General features: G+C 33.8%; 14 protein-coding genes. 13 read left to right on the top strand and 1 reads right to left on the bottom strand.

The features are described from left to right. Positions 1 to 10 precede the first annotated feature (10 nt). From ftsH to SCB73_RS14700, 7 genes are all read left to right on the top strand, one after another. Complete coding sequence (gene ftsH / locus SCB73_RS14730) at positions 11 to 1,936, top strand: ATP-dependent zinc metalloprotease FtsH (protein WP_320566970.1); 1,926 nt, start codon at positions 11 to 13, stop codon at positions 1,934 to 1,936. Positions 1,937 to 2,050: 114 nt separating this feature from the next. Next, complete coding sequence (locus SCB73_RS14725; protein WP_320566969.1) at positions 2,051 to 2,656, top strand: lactate utilization protein B/C; 606 nt, start codon at positions 2,051 to 2,053, stop codon at positions 2,654 to 2,656. A 1-nt stretch (position 2,657) separates the two neighbouring features. Beyond that, the gene (locus SCB73_RS14720) at positions 2,658 to 3,548 is read left to right on the top strand and encodes a phosphatidate cytidylyltransferase (RefSeq protein WP_320566968.1); all 891 of its coding nucleotides are present in this window, start codon (positions 2,658 to 2,660) and stop codon (positions 3,546 to 3,548) included. Beyond that, complete coding sequence (locus tag SCB73_RS14715) at positions 3,538 to 4,191, top strand: phosphatidylserine decarboxylase family protein (protein WP_320566967.1); 654 nt, start codon at positions 3,538 to 3,540, stop codon at positions 4,189 to 4,191. Before SCB73_RS14720 ends, SCB73_RS14715 begins: the two co-directional genes overlap by 11 nt. After that, positions 4,191 to 4,460 carry an acyl-CoA-binding protein gene (locus SCB73_RS14710; protein ID WP_320566966.1) on the top strand — a complete coding sequence of 90 codons (270 nt, stop codon included), beginning with the start codon at positions 4,191 to 4,193 and terminating at the stop codon, positions 4,458 to 4,460. Before SCB73_RS14715 ends, SCB73_RS14710 begins: the two co-directional genes overlap by 1 nt. Positions 4,461 to 4,467: 7 nt before the next feature. Next, a complete protein-coding gene (locus tag SCB73_RS14705) occupies positions 4,468 to 5,250 on the top strand; it encodes a superoxide dismutase (RefSeq protein WP_320566965.1) in 783 nt (260 codons plus the stop codon). Between the two features lie 70 nt (positions 5,251 to 5,320). Beyond that, positions 5,321 to 6,379 carry a glycoside hydrolase family 130 protein gene (locus SCB73_RS14700; RefSeq protein WP_320566964.1) on the top strand — a complete coding sequence of 353 codons (1,059 nt, stop codon included), beginning with the start codon at positions 5,321 to 5,323 and terminating at the stop codon, positions 6,377 to 6,379. A 66-nt stretch (positions 6,380 to 6,445) separates the two neighbouring features. Here the strand turns inward: SCB73_RS14700 and SCB73_RS14695 are convergent, their stop codons facing one another. Then, positions 6,446 to 8,314 carry an alpha-amylase family glycosyl hydrolase gene (locus SCB73_RS14695; protein ID WP_320566963.1) on the bottom strand — a complete coding sequence of 623 codons (1,869 nt, stop codon included), beginning with the start codon at positions 8,312 to 8,314 and terminating at the stop codon, positions 6,446 to 6,448. A 359-nt stretch (positions 8,315 to 8,673) separates the two neighbouring features. Here SCB73_RS14695 and SCB73_RS14690 point away from each other — a divergent pair, with 359 nt between their 5' ends. The 6 genes from SCB73_RS14690 to SCB73_RS14665 all read left to right on the top strand — a co-directional run bounded on the left by SCB73_RS14690 (position 8,674) and on the right by SCB73_RS14665 (position 17,164). Then, positions 8,674 to 10,353, top strand: a complete 1,680-nt coding sequence (locus SCB73_RS14690) for an OstA-like protein (RefSeq protein WP_320566962.1) — start codon at positions 8,674 to 8,676, stop codon at positions 10,351 to 10,353. 148 nt (positions 10,354 to 10,501) lie between these two features. Further along, on the top strand, positions 10,502 to 11,692 hold the full coding sequence (locus tag SCB73_RS14685; protein ID WP_320566961.1) for an aspartate aminotransferase family protein: 1,191 nt from the start codon (positions 10,502 to 10,504) through the stop codon (positions 11,690 to 11,692). 267 nt (positions 11,693 to 11,959) lie between these two features. Next, positions 11,960 to 13,354, top strand: coding sequence for a tetratricopeptide repeat protein (locus SCB73_RS14680; protein ID WP_132990273.1), 1,395 nt, complete (start codon positions 11,960 to 11,962; stop codon positions 13,352 to 13,354). 2 nt (positions 13,355 to 13,356) lie between these two features. Further along, on the top strand, positions 13,357 to 14,106 hold the full coding sequence (locus SCB73_RS14675; RefSeq protein ID WP_320566960.1) for a shikimate dehydrogenase family protein: 750 nt from the start codon (positions 13,357 to 13,359) through the stop codon (positions 14,104 to 14,106). A gap of 66 nt (positions 14,107 to 14,172) precedes the next feature. Beyond that, positions 14,173 to 14,925 (top strand): lipid A phosphoethanolamine transferase, encoded by a 753-nt coding sequence (locus tag SCB73_RS14670; protein ID WP_320566959.1) that lies wholly within the window; start codon positions 14,173 to 14,175, stop codon positions 14,923 to 14,925. A gap of 247 nt (positions 14,926 to 15,172) precedes the next feature. Beyond that, positions 15,173 to 17,164, top strand: a complete 1,992-nt coding sequence (locus SCB73_RS14665; protein ID WP_320566958.1) for a DUF349 domain-containing protein — start codon at positions 15,173 to 15,175, stop codon at positions 17,162 to 17,164. The last annotated feature ends 235 nt before the right edge of the window (positions 17,165 to 17,399 follow it).

Genomic DNA, 17,399 nt, shown 5'->3' with positions numbered 1-17,399 from the left:
AATTTTTCTAATGGCTAAAGATAATAATCCAAATCCGAATAAATTTAAAATAAGTCCTTGGTTAATATATACCGCAATACTTTTAGTTTTTTTATTTATAAGTTTTGCAACCGGAGGATCTAACTTAAGCGAGCCTGCTCAATTGACTTCTTCTAAATTCAATACCCTTTTAGAAAAAGGCCAAATTGAAAAAGTTATCGTTTATAATAAAGCCGAAGCTGAAGTTTACCTGACAGCTGCCGCGCTAAAAGACAAAGCAAACGAGAAGGTTTCTAAAGACATTTTTAAAAATGTAAATAAAGGACCGCACTATACGTTAGAAATTGGTAACGATCAAATTTTCCAAACTAAACTTGAAAAAGCGGTTAGTGAAGGAAAATTAAAAGATTTCAATTTCTTGCAGAAAAACAATTGGAGCGACATCTTAATCAGTCTGCTTCCAATTATCATCATTATTGGTGTTTGGATTTTCATCATGCGTAAAATGTCTGGCGGAGGCGCTGGCGGAGGTGGACAGATTTTCAATATTGGAAAATCTAAAGCAAAACTTTTTGACGAAAAAACAGATATCAAAACAACATTTAAAGATGTTGCTGGTCTAGAAGGTGCAAAAGAAGAGATTCAAGAAATCGTTGAATTCCTTAAAAATCCAGAAAAATATACAAACTTAGGAGGTAAAATCCCTAAAGGAGCTTTACTTGTAGGGCCTCCGGGAACTGGTAAAACTTTATTAGCAAAAGCTGTTGCGGGTGAAGCTCAAGTACCTTTCTTCTCATTATCAGGTTCTGATTTCGTTGAAATGTTTGTAGGAGTTGGTGCATCTCGTGTACGTGACTTATTCAAACAAGCAAAAGAAAAATCTCCTGCTATCATTTTCATCGACGAAATTGATGCTGTAGGTAGAGCAAGAGGAAAAAGTAATATGTCTGGCGGAAACGACGAGAGAGAAAATACTTTGAACCAATTATTGACAGAAATGGATGGTTTTGGTACAAACTCAAACGTAATTGTTTTAGCAGCAACAAACAGAGCTGACGTTCTTGATAAAGCATTAATGCGTGCAGGACGTTTTGACAGACAAATTTTTGTTGACTTACCAGATATTCGCGAAAGAGCTGAAATCTTTAAAGTTCACTTAGCACCTATCAAAAAAGTGGAAGGCCTTGATCTTGATTTCTTGGCAAAACAAACTCCAGGTTTCTCTGGTGCTGATATCGCAAACGTGTGTAACGAAGCTGCATTAATTGCTGCTCGTAATAATAAAGATGCTGTTGACAAACAAGATTTCCTTGATGCAGTTGATAGAATCATTGGTGGTCTTGAAAAGAAAAATAAAATCATAACTCCAGACGAAAAAAGAGCAATTGCGATTCACGAAGCGGGTCACGCAACTGTGAGCTGGATGTTAGAGCACGCTGCTCCACTTATTAAAGTAACAATCGTTCCTCGTGGACAAAGTTTAGGAGCTGCATGGTACCTTCCAGAAGAAAGACAAATCGTAAGAACAGATCAAATGTTAGACGAAATGTGCGCTACAATGGGCGGTAGAGCTGCTGAAAAAGTAACTTTTGACCGAATTTCAACAGGAGCATTAAGCGATTTGGAAAAAGTAACACGTCAGGCTCGTGCGATGGTAACGATTTATGGTTTGAATGATAAAATCGGAAATGTTACTTATTACGATTCAACAGGACAAAGCGAATACAATTTCTCTAAACCTTATTCTGACGAAACTGCAAAAGTAATTGACAAAGAAATTTCAGAATTAATTGAAGGCCAATATCAAAGAGCTATTCAAATTCTTGAAGAAAACAAAGACAAGTTAAACCAACTTGCTGATATACTGATAGAAAAAGAAGTTATTTTTAAAGATGACTTAGAAACAATTTTCGGAAAACGAACTTTTGACAAAAATCTAGAAGAAGTAGTTTCGTAAATTGTACTGAAATATGTAATATTTTTTAAAATCTTAATTCAAAATCGCCTTTTGAATTAAGATTTTTTTATCTTTGAACGTTTTCAATTAACATGTAAAGTATTTCATATAAAAATGAATTTTTTCAAAAAAATATTTGGTTCGAGTGAATCTGCTTCAGACGAAGAGCACGAAAGCGAATACGGAGGAAATCCTATTCAGAACAGTCATTTATCTATAGACGAACAATTCATTTTTAACTTTAAGAAAAATGGCGGTAAATTTTTGTATTGTGAAAACACACAAGAAGTTGCTGAACAATTTGAAAACATATTAGAAGAAAATGATTGGTTTGAAAACGAAGTTTTGTGTTACGAACCTGCTTTATTTCATTTATTAGAAGAAAATAAGCTCACTTACATTTCACCAAGAAATCCAAGATTTTTATTGGCTTCATGCGAAAACTTAATTGCTGACGAAGGTTCAATTTTGTTTTCTTCCAAACAAATCAGACAGGATAAACCTAATGAACTTCCTGCAAACATTGTCATAATTGCTACAACTAGCCAAATTTTACCAATGAAAAGTGACGGCTTGAGCGCAATTAAACGCAAGTACGAACGTGACTATCCAACCAACATTACCACAATAAAATATTTCGAAAAGGCAAAAGAGGAAGATTTTACACAATACGGAAGTGTTGCCAAAAATCTTTATTTACTGCTTTTAGAAGATCTTTAAGATGAACGAAACATTGAAGAGAACCATCTCTGGTGCTGTTTATATCGCTTTGCTGCTTACCTCTATTCTGTTTTCGACTGAAAGCTTTATTATTCTTTTTGGAGTATTCTTGATTATCACGATTTACGAATTCAGTAATCTAGTCAATCTGAACAAAATATTTTCAATTGTTTTTGGAACGTTGATTTATGCATCGGTTTTGCTGATTAGTCATTATAACAAAGAAATTACTTTGTTTTTGAATGATGCTCTAAGATCTAATTTGGATTTAAATATCAATATAAAGCAGTTAGATTTAATCTTGCTCGCCGTTACTATAGTGGTTTCAATAAAATGCATATTATTTTTATTTTATGATTCCGTTCAAAAAATAAGTACTTCATCAAAATATTTATATTTATTAGGATACATTACACTTCCTTTTATTTTTATCGTCAAAATCTCTTTTGGAACCAATGATTATAACCCAAAAATCATTTTAGGCTTATTCATTTTGATTTGGACCAATGATACTTTTGCTTATTTGGTTGGAAAATCAATGGGAAAACACAAATTGTTTGAAAGAGTTTCTCCTAAAAAAACCGTTGAAGGATTTTTGGGTGGTGCCGTTTTTGCCGCTTTTGCAGGTTTTTTAATATCAAAATTGTACATTCAGCCGAATCCAGAATTTAGCAGCAAATCAATTTTAATTTGGACCATAATCGCTGTAATTGTGAGCATTTTTGGTACAATTGGAGATTTGATTGAATCCAAGTTTAAACGAATTGCTGGCGTAAAAGACAGTGGCTCAATAATGCCCGGACACGGAGGCATCTTAGATCGCTTAGATAGTGTTATATTTGTAGCACCAATTATATTTTTATTTTATCAAATTTTATATTATGTTTCATAAAGAAGGAGGACCATCGATTTTAATAGGTACCGTTTTTGCAGTAGCCTTGCTTTTAATAGCTGAAAAGTTTATTGATATCACATGGCTTAGAATGCTAGTTCAAATTTTTGGCGTAGTAGTTTTGATTATTATTTTACAATTCTTTAGAAATCCTAAAAGAATTGCAATTCGCAACAGCGATCATGTTCTTGCACCAGTTGATGGAAAAGTAGTAGTTATTGAAGAAGTTTACGAAGGCGAGTATTTCAAAGACAAACGTTTACAGGTTTCTATCTTTATGTCTCCAATTAACGTACACGTAACACGTTACGCAATGGACGGAATTATAAAATTCAGTAAATACCATCCAGGGAAATTTTTGGTGGCGTGGCACCCTAAAGCAAGTGAAGAAAACGAAAGAACAACTGTAGTTATCGAAAATGATACTTTTGGAGCTGTTCTTTACAGACAAATCGCCGGAGCTTTGGCACGAAGAATTGTAAACTATGCAAAAGAAGGAATGCAGGTTGTTCAAGGAACAGATGCTGGTTTTATAAAATTTGGCTCAAGAGTAGATTTATTTTTACCTTTAGGCACACCAATTGATGTGGTTTTAGGCCAAAAAGCAATTGGCGGAAAAACGATTATAGCTAAAAAAGCTTAATGACTGAAAAAGATTTAGATACACGCTTTTCAGAGGCTGTTAAAACTGCCATGCAAATGACTCAAGCCTCGCTGCCACAAGATGTGCAGTTAAGGCTTTATGCATATTACAAACAAGCTACATTTGGAACAGCAGTTTACAATCAGTCGCAAAATTTTGATTTGAGGGACGCCTTCAAAACAAATGCTTGGATGCAAATTAGTCATATTTCTATTGAAGAAGCAAAAGAAAATTATATCGAAATCATCAATTCACTAACATCAAAATAACTTAATCATGAAGAGAAACATTACTCGTTTTGGCATTTTAGCTTCATTTTTTGTATTATTTTCTTGTAATGACGGTAATAAACTTACTGAAGTTGTTGAAGTTCCGCTGCCAACTAAAGAAGAAAAAATTACTATCGGGACTCCAGATCAGGTGACTATAGATCCGGGCTCCTTTGGACTTACAAAACTGTCATTTGGTTATGACGGTTTAGCACCAGATATTCGTTCGCTAACTCTAGAATCACATTATTCTAAACACTATGTTACGTTCACGAATAATTTAAACAAAGAAATCGTTGCGACTGAGTATGAAAATATGCCAATCGAAGATATTCTGAAGAAAATGGATCTTAGCAATGCGAAGCTTCGTCAAAATGCTGGAGGTTATTATAATCATACATTATATTTTAATGTGCTTACTCCAAAAGAGCAGACTCCAAAAGATACACTTTCAGGATCGATTAATAAGGAATTTGGCTCATTCAACAATTTGACAAACCAATTTAAAACACAGGCTGAAAAACAATTTGGTTCTGGCTGGGTATGGCTGGTCGTTGATCGTTATGGCAAATTGCAAATTACCACAACAGACAATCAGGACAATCCTTTAATGAAAAATGCTTTGATTCCCGGAACTCCAATTTTAGGAATTGATTTGTGGGAACACGCTTATTATTTGGACTACCAAAACAGAAAAGGAAGTTATATTGATGCTTTTTACAAACATATAAATTGGGAAAAAGTAAACGAAAATTACGTCGAGGCTTTGAAGAAAGTCAAAAAAGTATAAATCATAAAAAAGCTGATACTCAAAAATGTATCAGCTTTTTTTTATATCTTAATGTTTATTTTCAGAAAACATGAAAGATATTGCCAACCGTTTTATCGAAAATCCACTATTGTCTCCTACAGATATTCCTCCAAGCAGAGAAGGATTAGAAATCACCTGTCTTTTAAATCCGGGTGTATTTCTGTTTCAAAATAAAATATGGCTGGCCGTGCGCGTGGCCGAAAGACCAAAACAAATTGAAAACATTATTTCCTTTCCAATTTTAACTGAAACTGGCACCATCCAAATTATTGAAATTTTAAAAGATCATCCAGAATTGATTGCCACAGATGCGCGAGTAATCAATTTTCAAGGAGTTGACCATCTAACAACACTTTCGCATATTAGATTGCTGTGCAGTGAAGACGGACATCATTTTTATGAGCCAGAAAATTATCCGCATTTAGTTGGCGAAGGAATTTTAGAAACTTTCGGGATTGAAGATTGTAGAGTTTCATTTCTAGAAGGAAAATATTATTTGACTTTTACATCTGTTTCAGAAAATGGTGTTGGAGTTGGATTGCGTACCACGACAGATTGGAAAGTCTTTCAAAAACACGGAATGATTTTGCCTCCGCACAATAAAGACTGCGCTATTTTTGAAGAAAAAATAAACGGATTATTCTATGCTTTGCACCGCCCTAGCAGCGTTGATCTTGGTGGCAATTACATCTGGATTGCTTCCTCTCCAGACGGCATTCATTGGGGAAATCATAAATGTATTATCAAAACCCGCAAAAATTTCTGGGATAGCATAAGAGTTGGCGCCGGAGCTGCTCCTATAAAAACAGAAAAAGGTTGGCTGGAAATTTACCATGGCGCAAATGAGCATCATTTGTATTGTTTAGGCGCTTTTTTAATGGATTTGGAAGATCCTTCAAAAGTAATTTCAAGAACCGAAGACCCAATTATGTTTCCAACAACTGATTATGAATTGAGCGGCTTTTTTGGAAATGTAGTTTTTACCAACGGACACATTATAGAACCTGATGGCGACACGCTAACAATGTATTACGGCGCATCAGACGAATTTGTTTGCGGTGCTCAATTTTCAATTAAAGAAATCTTGTCACTTTTAGTGGCCGTTTAAAAAAACAAAAACAGGTTTAGAAAATCTCTTCCTAAACCTGTTTTCAATAAAATTTAATGTGTGAATTTAATTCACTTCAAAAATAAATGATTCTGAAGGCTTGATTTTGACTCTCGCCACTCCTTCTCCATTCTTCACCGTAAAATAGGTTTTATTTTCTGAATACAATTTATCAACCAAAACATACGAACCGTCTTTTAATTTCCATTTTGAGATAACATCAGCAGGCACTTTCAACTCAAATTCGCTTGTTTTTTCAGATGAAAAATTAGCAACAATAATTAGTTTTTGTTTTTCAGACCATCTTGTGTACGAATAAATCAATTCGTCATAACCTGTATTCTGGCGATTAACAGATTGGATTTCTTGAAAACTTCCCATTAAAGCCGAACTGTTAATCGAAAAATTCAATAATTGTTTATAGAAATCACGCAGCTTTTTCTCTGAATCAGATAACTTTCCGCCATCAAATTTTCCGTCGTTCATCCATTTTTGATGATTTGGAACTCCTATATAATCAAAAATTGAAGTTCTCGAGCGTTTTCCAAAACCAGCATCTTCATTTCCGGCCTCTCCTACTTCTTGTCCAAAATAAATCATTGTAGGCGAAGTGCTTACTGTTGTCGAAACAACCATCAAAGGTTTTCCACGTTCTGGATTTCCCGCAAATTCCGGACTTGCCAAACGTTGCTCATCATGATTATCCAAAAAGTGAAGCATATGATGCTCGATATCTGCCATTCCTTTTTGAATATCTGACAAACTATCTGGTGACGATTTTCCTCGAATTACATCTTTGAGTTTATCATACGTTTCAACTTTATCATACAAATAATCCATTTTTCCTAAACGAATGTAATTTCGATATTCGTTCGGATTATAAACTTCGGCTAATAAAAAAGCATCTGGATTTTTCATTTTAATTGCCGAATTCATATAACTCCAAAATTCATAAGGAACCATTTCGGCCATATCATAACGAAAACCATCAACACCTTTTGCCGTCCAATACAAAGCAATATCTCTGAATTTTTTCCATGAACTTGGCACATCTTTATCTTGCCAAAAAGCGAAATGTTCTTTGTATGATTTTTGATCAAACCCTGCAGTAAGCTCAGGAAAATCTTTTGAACCATCAGGACGAACCCCATAATTTACTTTTACGGTTTCGTACCAATCATTTTGGTCTGGTTTTGCTTTTCTAGAACCATTTCCGGTCCATTTCGCAGGATTTTCTGCAAACTTACCATCAATCAACGAATTTTTTTCTCCATTTAGAGGAACATCTCCGTCAGGAATTTCAAAAGAAGCATTCGGAATATAATAAAAGTTGTTATCTCTTTTGTATTCAACTGTTACATCATCATCGGCACCAAAATCTCTTACGCCTTCGGGATTATTTTTCCCTTCATATTTTCTCGCAATATGATTTGGAACAATATCAATAATGAGTTTCAAACCTGCTTTGTGCGTGCGCGCAATCAAAGCTTCAAATTCCTGCAATCTGTTCGCTGGATTTACTGCCAAATCAGGATTTACATTGTAATAATCCTTAACCGCATAAGGTGATCCCGCGCGTCCTTTTACCACTTCTGGATCATCATTCGAAATTCCGAAAGCGGTGTAATCTCGCACTAATGCATGATGAGGCACGCCAGTGTACCAAATGTATGTTACCCCTAAATCTTTAATTTCATGAAGCGCTTTGTCAGTAAAATCATTAAACTTTCCAACGCCATTTTCTTCGATTGTACCCCAAGGTTTATTTGTTGTATTCTTATTTCCAAACAAACGTGTAAAAACTTGATAAACTACAACTTTATTTGCTGGAGCATTTTCTTCTTTGACATTACTCATTTTTAAATCTTTTGTTTTACATGCCGTAAAAAGCATGCTTGCTGCCATTCCCGCAGCAAAAAATCGTTTATTTATCATATTCTTTATAAAATCAGTCTTTTTTAAGATTTCAGAATAAAATTTGGTTCTGAAAATCATTTCCTAAATTTACTCTAATTTTTAAAACTCAAATAAAACTGATTTTAAATTGTTTGAGAATCAGCAAAAAACAGTTTACTACAACGTGAGAGTTGGTTATTTTGTTGATAAATTTAAGATTCAGAGGTTCAAAGTTACAAAGACACAAAACTCTTTAAAAATCAATAAAAATGTAAAAAAAATCATTTTAAAACTTTGACATTTGCCCGTTTGGGCCTCTGAACCTAAAAATATAAATTAATCCTAATAACATTATATGGTTGTAACCTTTTTCATAAATTTGACAAAAATTTAATCAATTGAAGAAATCACTCTTTTTCATATCTTTTTGTCTGCTGTTATTAGCTGTGCAATTTGGTTTTGCACAGGCATCAAAAAATAAGCCGGGAGCTAAAAAAATAATTATCGAGAACGCTGACTTTTCTGACGTCAACCAGGAAATAGCACCAGATGCGGTTTTATTAACTGGAAACGTAAAAATAAACCATGATGGAGTGGTTTTGACCTGCAACAAAGCCTATTTTTTTCAAAAAGAAAATTACTTAAAAGCATTTGGAAATGTACAATTGGTACAAGGTGATACTTTATACTTAAACAGCAAATATGCCGAATACAACGGAAACCTGAAAAAAGCGTTTGCTACTGGAGACGCAGTAATGACTTCGCCGGATGCTACTTTGCAAACCGATACAATTAATTTTGACCGAAATGTACAGCAGGTTTTTTACAATACAAAAGGAACAATTGTCAACAAAGACAACACTTTGGTAAGCAAATCAGGGCGCTATTTTGTGGAGGAGAAAAAATTCCAATTTTTAACCGAAGTAACGATTACCAATCCGAAATACGTAATCAAATCAAATCATTTGGATTATTACAGCAATTCTGGACATACTTATTTACTCGGACCTTCGACTATTACAAGCAAAGCCAATTATATTTATACCGAAAAAGGTTTTTATGATACGAAGAAAAACCTCGCTCATTTTCTCCGAAAATCATACATAAAATATGACGATAGGCGCATTGAAGGCGATAGTTTGTATTATAACCGGAATATTGAATTTGCATCGGCAACTCGAAATGTAAAAATAACCGACTCTATAAATCGTGGTATTGTAAAGGGGCATTATGCCGAAATTTACAAATTGAAAGATTCGATGTTTGTAACCAAAAGAGCTGTTGCCGTAAATTTTGTCGAAAATGATTCAGTTTACATTCATGGAAAAAAATTAATGGTGACTGGAAAAGAAGGTGAACGAATTTTAAGAGCTTATAATAATGTTCGTTTCTATAAAACGGATATGAGCGGCAAATGTGATTCGATTCATTCAAACTCTAAAACTGCATTAACAAAATTGATAGGAAATCCTATTTTATGGAGTGGAGAAAGCCAAATTACGGGTGATGTTATGCATTTGATTGGCGATAACAATACCAAAAAAATAGATTCGCTAAAAGTATTGAACAACACTTTTCTAGTCTCGCGGGACACATTAGGAACTGGATTTAACCAGGTAAAAGGGCTCAATTTATTTGGAAAATTCAAAGATGGAAAACTTCACAATGTTGATATTATCAAAAACACCGAAGTAATTTACTATAGTCGAAATGATCAAAATGAGCTTGTTGGAATCGACAAAAGCGTGAGCAGTAAAATCAATTTGATTATTGAAGACAATCAAATCGAAACTCTGACTCTTTTTACAAACGTCGACGGAGATTTATATCCTGAAGCCGATTTGCCTGAAAATGCACGAAAACTTAGAGGTTTGCATTGGCGCGGTGATGAACGAATAAAATCTAAAGATGATATTTTTACCGATGAAGACAATGAACTAAACGAAAAATTAGTAAAAGAAGGAAAAGAGCAAGAACAAAAAGGCAAAGACATCCCGATGAAAGTCAGGAAAGAAACCTTGAATTACGATAAAAAGAAACCTGCTGCCAAAACTGCTCCAGCAAAAACTTCGAAATAGTATTCGGTTTTCAGTCTCAGTCTTCAGCTTACTTGACCTTTTTCTAGAAATTTAGTATAGAAAATTTAATCTTGGTGCAAAATTAACCTAAGCCAAAAATAAAAAACTTAGTCCCTTAGTACCTTTGCCACTTTGAACCTTAAAAAAAATGAATCCAGATTTTATAAAATATCAGGCACAAACTTCTCCTTATCCCTTAGGAATGGAAGTTTCTCACGCCATTGGCTCTTATATTTACGATACAAACGATAAAAAATATTTAGATTTCGTTGCAGGTGTTTCTGCTTGTACGCTTGGGCACCAGCATCCACGTGTCAATCAGGCGATAAAAGATCAATTGGACAAATATTCGCATGTTATGGTTTATGGCGAATATTCACAAAGTCCGGCGGTTCAATATTGCAAATTGATGGCTTCGCTCCTACCTGAATCTTTAAACAAAACTTATTTGGTAAATTCTGGCACAGAAGCGATTGAAGGCGCTTTAAAACTAGCCAAAAGAACCACGGGACGCAGCCAATTGATTTCTTGCCATAATGCGTATCACGGAAACACAATGGGTTCTATGAGCGTTATGGGTTTTGAAGAGCGCAAACAAGCTTTTAGACCGCTTCTTCCAGATGTTGATTTTGTTACCTTCAACAATGAAGAAGATTTACAAAAAATAACCACTAGAACAGCTGCAATTTTATTAGAAACCATACAAGGAGGCGCTGGATTTATTCAGCCAAAAAACAATTATCTGGAGAAAGTCCGCAAGCGTTGTGATGAAGTTGGAGCCTTGATGATTGTTGATGAAATTCAGCCTGGTTTCGGGCGAACAGGAAAGCTTTTTGGTTTTCAAAACTATGACGTCGTACCAGATATTGTGGTAATGGGAAAAGGAATGGGAGGCGGCATGCCAGTTGGCGCATTTACTGCTTCTGCCGAAAAAATGGATCTGCTCACCGAAAATCCCAAATTAGGACATATCACAACTTTTGGAGGACATCCTGTCATTGCGTCAGCTTGTCTTGCTACTTTGCAGGAATTAACTGAAACAAATTTAATGGCAGAAACGCTTGAGAAGGAAAAACTCTTCAGATCGCTTTTGGTACATCCTTTGATAACAGAAGTAAGAGGAAAAGGATTGATGTTGGCCGCCATGACAGAATCGGCTGAAATTACAAATGAAGTCATCTTAAATTGCCAAGACAAAGGATTGATTTTATTTTGGCTTTTATTTGAAGGATGTGCGATCAGAATAACGCCTCCTTTGACCATTTCAGAAGATGAAATTAGAGAAGGTTGTGCAACAATTTTGGCTGTGATGGATGAAATATTGGAAAAACAAAAATAACTCAATTTTGAGATGATTTTTCAAATTTCAACACGACGACATCAAATAATAAACAACACATTTTCAATTGAATAAAATTCATCTTTGAAAATAAAAAAGAACAAAAACGAAGTTAATCCTTTAAGAATAAAGGATATTTCTTCCTAAAACCGAATAAAAAACATCATATTTTGTTAATTAAATTGTTCAAAACAATTAATTCCCTTTCCTTACAACAATTATATGGTTGCCTAAATTTATAACAGGCTAATTTCAAATAGAGAAAGTATGCAATTAAGCAACGAAGAAGAAGATTATAACCTATCTCTATCCAAATTTGAGTCGATGTTAAAAACTAACAAAGTACTCTTTTTTGATTCTGAAGAATTTGAAGAAATTATTCTTCATTATTTAGATATAGGCAAGGCCAATTTAGCAAAAAAAGCCTTAAAACTTGCATTAGATCAGCATCCAAAATCTACAGGCTTAAAATTAGTACAAGTAGAAATGCTGGTTTACGACGACAAACTCGATATCGCCGAGAAGCTTTTAAACGAGTTGTATGCAATTGAACCGAACAACGAGGAAATTTATATCCAGAAAGCCAATATCTGCTCTAAAAGAGATCAACACGAAAAAGCTGTAGAATTACTGAAAATTGCTTTGCAATATACAGATGATTATGCTGATGTGTACAACTTGATTGGAATGGAATATCTTTTTATGGATAATCTTGAGATGGCAAAAGACAGCTTCATCAAATGTCTTGAAGAAGATTTAGAAGACCAGTCGGCCTTATACAACGTAGTGTACTGTTTTGAATTTTTAGACCAAAATCAGGAAGCTATCGTTTATCTTAACGAATATATTAACAGAAATCCGTATAGTGAAATTGCCTGGCATCAGCTTGGACGCTTGCATTATGGCGTAAAAGAATATGAAGCCGCAATTCGCGCTTTTGACTATGCAACGCTTATTGATGATGAATTTTTAGGCGCGTTTATGGAAAAAGCGAAAGCTTATGAACGTCTTAAAAAATACAACGAAGCAATTGAAAGCTACAATCGTACAATTGAGCTGGATGATGCAACATCATATGCTTTATTGCGTATTGGAAAATGTTACGAAAAACTTGGAAATGCGGTAAAAGCGCTTCAGTATTATAATCAAACCGTTCACGAAGATCCGCTTTTGGATAAAGGATGGATTGCGATTACTGATTTTTATATGCGCCAGAAAAATTTCCAAAAAGCATTGTTTTTTGTAAACAAAGCTTTGGCAATTGACAATCAAAATCGTTTGTACTGGAAACGCTACGCGACAATCAATAAACAAATGAATTTTTTTGAAGAAGCTGAATTTGGATATAGAAAAGCAGTAGAATTTGGAGATTATGCACTAGACACTTGGTTGTTTTGGGTTGACATTCTTCAATTTCTTGGCGAATTTGAAAGTGCGATTCAGACATTATTGCAAGCATCAGAATATTTTCCAGAAGAAAACGAAATTGAGTACCGATTAGCTGGATTGTATTTCATGATTCAAGACAATACAAAAGCAAAATTCCATTTAAGTAATGGATTGCGTTTAAACTTTGACAATTACATCTTAATCGAGGACTTGTTCCCTGTAGTATGGTCAAAAAAAATGGTTAAAAATTACATCGAAAAACATAAGAAATAAGGATGATTGATACTCTAAAAAGACGATTTGGCTTATTGGGCCGTAATATAAGTTACTCTTTTTCAAAAGGATATTTTACAGAAAAATTCAACAACGAAGTTTTTGCGGGCAACACCTACGAAAACTTCGACATTTCTGAAATCAGCCATTTCAAAGGATTGCTAAAAAACAATCCTGATTTGAAAGGCTTGAATGTTACCATTCCTTACAAAGAGCAAGTTATTCCCTTTTTAGATAAACTTTCAACAAAAGCCACTTTGATTGGCGCTGTAAACACCATTAAATTCACCAAAAAAGGTAAATTGAAAGGCTACAACACTGATTATTATGGATTCAAAAAATCCTTAAAGCCTTTACTTGAACCACATCATAAAAAAGCTTTGATTTTAGGAACCGGAGGCGCTTCAAAAGGTGTAGCTTTTGCACTTGATGAACTTGACATTCCGTATGTTTTTGTATCTCGTGAAGCTAGAGAAAACATCATTGATTATAGCTTGATCAATGCAACAACTTTTGATAATTTTCAAATCATAATCAATTGTACCCCAATAGGAACAAGCCCAAACATTGAAGCTTGTCCTGACTTGCCTTATGAATTTTTCACAGAAAAACATATTGCCTGCGATTTAATCTACAATCCGGCGGAGACTCAGTTTTTGAAAAATGCTAAAGAAAGAGGTGCAATTATAAAAAATGGTTATGATATGTTAATTTTTCAAGCTGAAAAAGCTTGGAAAATATGGAACAAATAAAAAAATGGTGACTGTTAAAATGTTAAAGTAATTTTTGTAAATTAGTCTACTCATTTGCAGACAGTTATGAAAAAAAAATTACTTTACATTTTTCTGTTTTTTCTATTCTCATTTGTTGTCAAAGCACAAGATGAAGATATCAACAGAAGCGAGGGACCATTTAACGAACCTCGTTTTAATTATTTCTTAAAAACTATTTTACTTTACAATGAATATCTAGACACGAAAAACGGTTCCTTCAACACCACTAATTTACGTGTCTTACACCCTATTGGAAATAAATCTTGGAATCTTCGATTTGATCTTCCTTTAATTTCAACCAATTCAAATTCTACTAATCAAACTGGTCTTGGCGATGTTGGCGCCGGAATTAGCTACATTCCTTACTTTAAAAAAAATGAAGGTTTTGCCGTTAGAACTAGAGTAACGGCAAACTCAGCCGTCGATCCAAGTTTTGGAAGCGGAAAATGGGTTGTTATACCAGCAGTTTTTTATGCAAGATATTTTAAACAAAAAAAGTTTCTATGGATTTCTGACATGGAACATTCCCAAAGTTTTGCAGGTTCTAGCAACCGAAGTGATGTTAGCGTAACCATACTCGAAAACAATTTTCTATGGTTCTTTGGCAAAAACTGGATTGCAACCGATGTAGCCTTTCGATACAATTATGTTCTGGACGGATTTCAAAATAATGCTTTTGTAGAATTTGGTCGAAAAATCACACCTACTAATTTGGCTTACGTGCACCCCAGCGTAGCTTTTGGTGGAGAAAAATCATATAACTTTGGAGTAGAAATGGGATTGTTAATTTTATTTTAATTTTAGATAAACAATAATTTTAATCATCTGACGCCTTTTTTTCCTTTCTTTTTCCAAAATTTATAAGAAATTAAAATTTACACTTCATTTAAAGAAAAAGTAAAAATTAATATATCACACTTGCAAAACAGAGCAAAGAATAAGAATTTCATCGTAAAATAAAGCATAAACAAGTGATTTATTTTGTATTTAGAAACACCTTTACTATCTTTCGCACTGTTTAAAGTACAAACCTTATACATTTAAGATGTTAGAAGAAAAGAATGATAACCTGCAAGAAGCAGACGGAAAATTAGGAATCGATACTACTGATTCTATTCAAGAAGACGCAATTGATGCATCAAGCGATGAAACAACTACTGAAAATTCAGTTTCAGAAACAGAAACTGCACCAGTAGAAACCGTAATTGTTGAAGAAAATGATCATCAACAAGCGTTAGACGCGATTACAAATTCTAATGCAGAAGAAAGTGAAGATGAAACGCTGAAAGAGCGTCATGATATTCCTATGAAGGATTATGACACTTTTACATTAGATGCTCTTGTTGATGAATTAAGAAAACTGATTCAAATAGACAAAGTAATGTCTGTCAAAGATCATATTGAAGAAATTAAAAAGTCATTTTTACTGCAATACAATCATTTAATTGAAGAGAAAAAAGAGGAATTCAACGCTTCAAAACAAGATCCAAATGAAGAATTTGAATATCATTCTCCTTTAAAATCTAAATTTGATGAATATTATAATGTTTTTAGAGAAAAAAGAAATGCTCATTTCAAGCATTTGCAAACCAATCTAAAAGCAAATTTGGAAAACAGACTTGCTATTGTTGAAGAGCTAAAAGAGCTTATCAATCCGCAGGAAAACATCAAAGATACGCTTAAGCATTTTAATGAATTAAGAGAGAGATGGAAAAATGCTGGAGCAATCCCAAAAGACAAATACAACCACGTTTGGAACAATTACCATTTCCATGTAGAAAATTTCTATGATTATCTGCATTTAGACCGTGAAGCAAGAGATTTGGATTTCAAATACAATTTGGAACAAAAACAAAAAATCATCACACGCGTTGAGGAATTGGCTAATGAAACTGACATCAGCAAAGCATTCCGTGAACTACAGGATTTACACAGAATTTGGAAAGAAGATATTGGACCTGTTTCTAAAGAACATCGTGATTCAATCTGGAACAAATTCAGCGAACTGACAAAAAAAATCCACGACAAGAGAGAATTATTGTTTGAAAGCCAAAGAGCAAACGAGCAGAAAAATCTTGAAGTGAAAAAAGAAATAATTGGCAAAATCGAAGTTTTAGGAACTGAAAAAGTAAATTCGCATTCGCAATGGCTAGTTCAGATCCAAAAAGTTGAAGCACTTAGAAATGAATTTTTCGCAGCAGGAAAAGTCCCTTCGGAAGTAAATGAAGAAACTTGGGCCGCTTTTAAAACCGCAGTTCGTAACTTCAATGCATTCAAAAATTCGTTCTATAAAGACATCAAAAAAGATCAAAACGATAATTTAAACAAAAAAATGGCTCTTGTAGCAAAAGCTAAAGAGCTCCAGGAAAGCACTGATTTCAGTTCTACCACTCCAATCATGAAACAAATTCAGGAAGAGTGGAAACAAATTGGCCACGTTCCGAAAAAATATTCAGATAAAATCTGGAAAGAGTTTAAAGATGCCTGCAATCATTATTTTGACAAGCTAAAAGAACATAAATCTGAAGAAAATGCTGATGAAGTAGCTGCTTTTGACAACAAAAAAGCATATTTGGACATCTTGAGAGCTTATCAACTTACTGGAGATCACAAAACCGATTTGGATGCCATTAAACAGCATATCGAAATCTGGAAAGGGTACGGAAAAGTACCGTTTTCAAGACGTCATATTGAAGGCAAATTCAACAAAATCCTGGATGCACTTTTTGAAAAATTGAGCTTAAGCAAAAAAGAAAGCGAAATGATGCGTTTTTCTAATCGTATTGATTCACTTTCAGACAGCAACGATACACGCAAATTAGACAATGAAAAAATCTTTATTATGCGTAAAATCGAGGAAGTTCAAAATGAAATTTTCCAATTAGAAAACAACATTCAGTTTTTTACTAATACAAAAAATGCAAAAAAAGAAAATTCAATTGTTTTAGAAGTGCGTAAAAACATTGCAATCCACAAGGAAAGCCTTGAATTGTGGAAAGATAAATTAAAACAGTTGCGTAATTTAAATCAAGAATAAAATAGCATTTAAATTTCAATTCTTAAATTCCAAATTCCAATCATAATAGTTTTGATTGGAATTTGGAATTTTTATTTTTTGAACGTTATTATTAAAATCCTTGCGTCTTATTTTGTGCTTATTTTTTAACGCAAAGTTCGCAAAGCTATCTTCAGACATAGCTTTGCGGGCTTTCATAATTGTATAAAAAAAAGACTTTGCGAAAATCTTTGTGTCCTCAGCGTTAAAAATACAA

Origin of the sequence: Flavobacterium sp. KACC 22761, from assembly GCF_034058155.1 — a bacterium.
Classification (GTDB): domain Bacteria; phylum Bacteroidota; class Bacteroidia; order Flavobacteriales; family Flavobacteriaceae; genus Flavobacterium.
The sequence above is the reverse complement of the archived record's forward strand: the minus strand, read 5'-3'. Positions and strand labels throughout refer to the sequence as shown.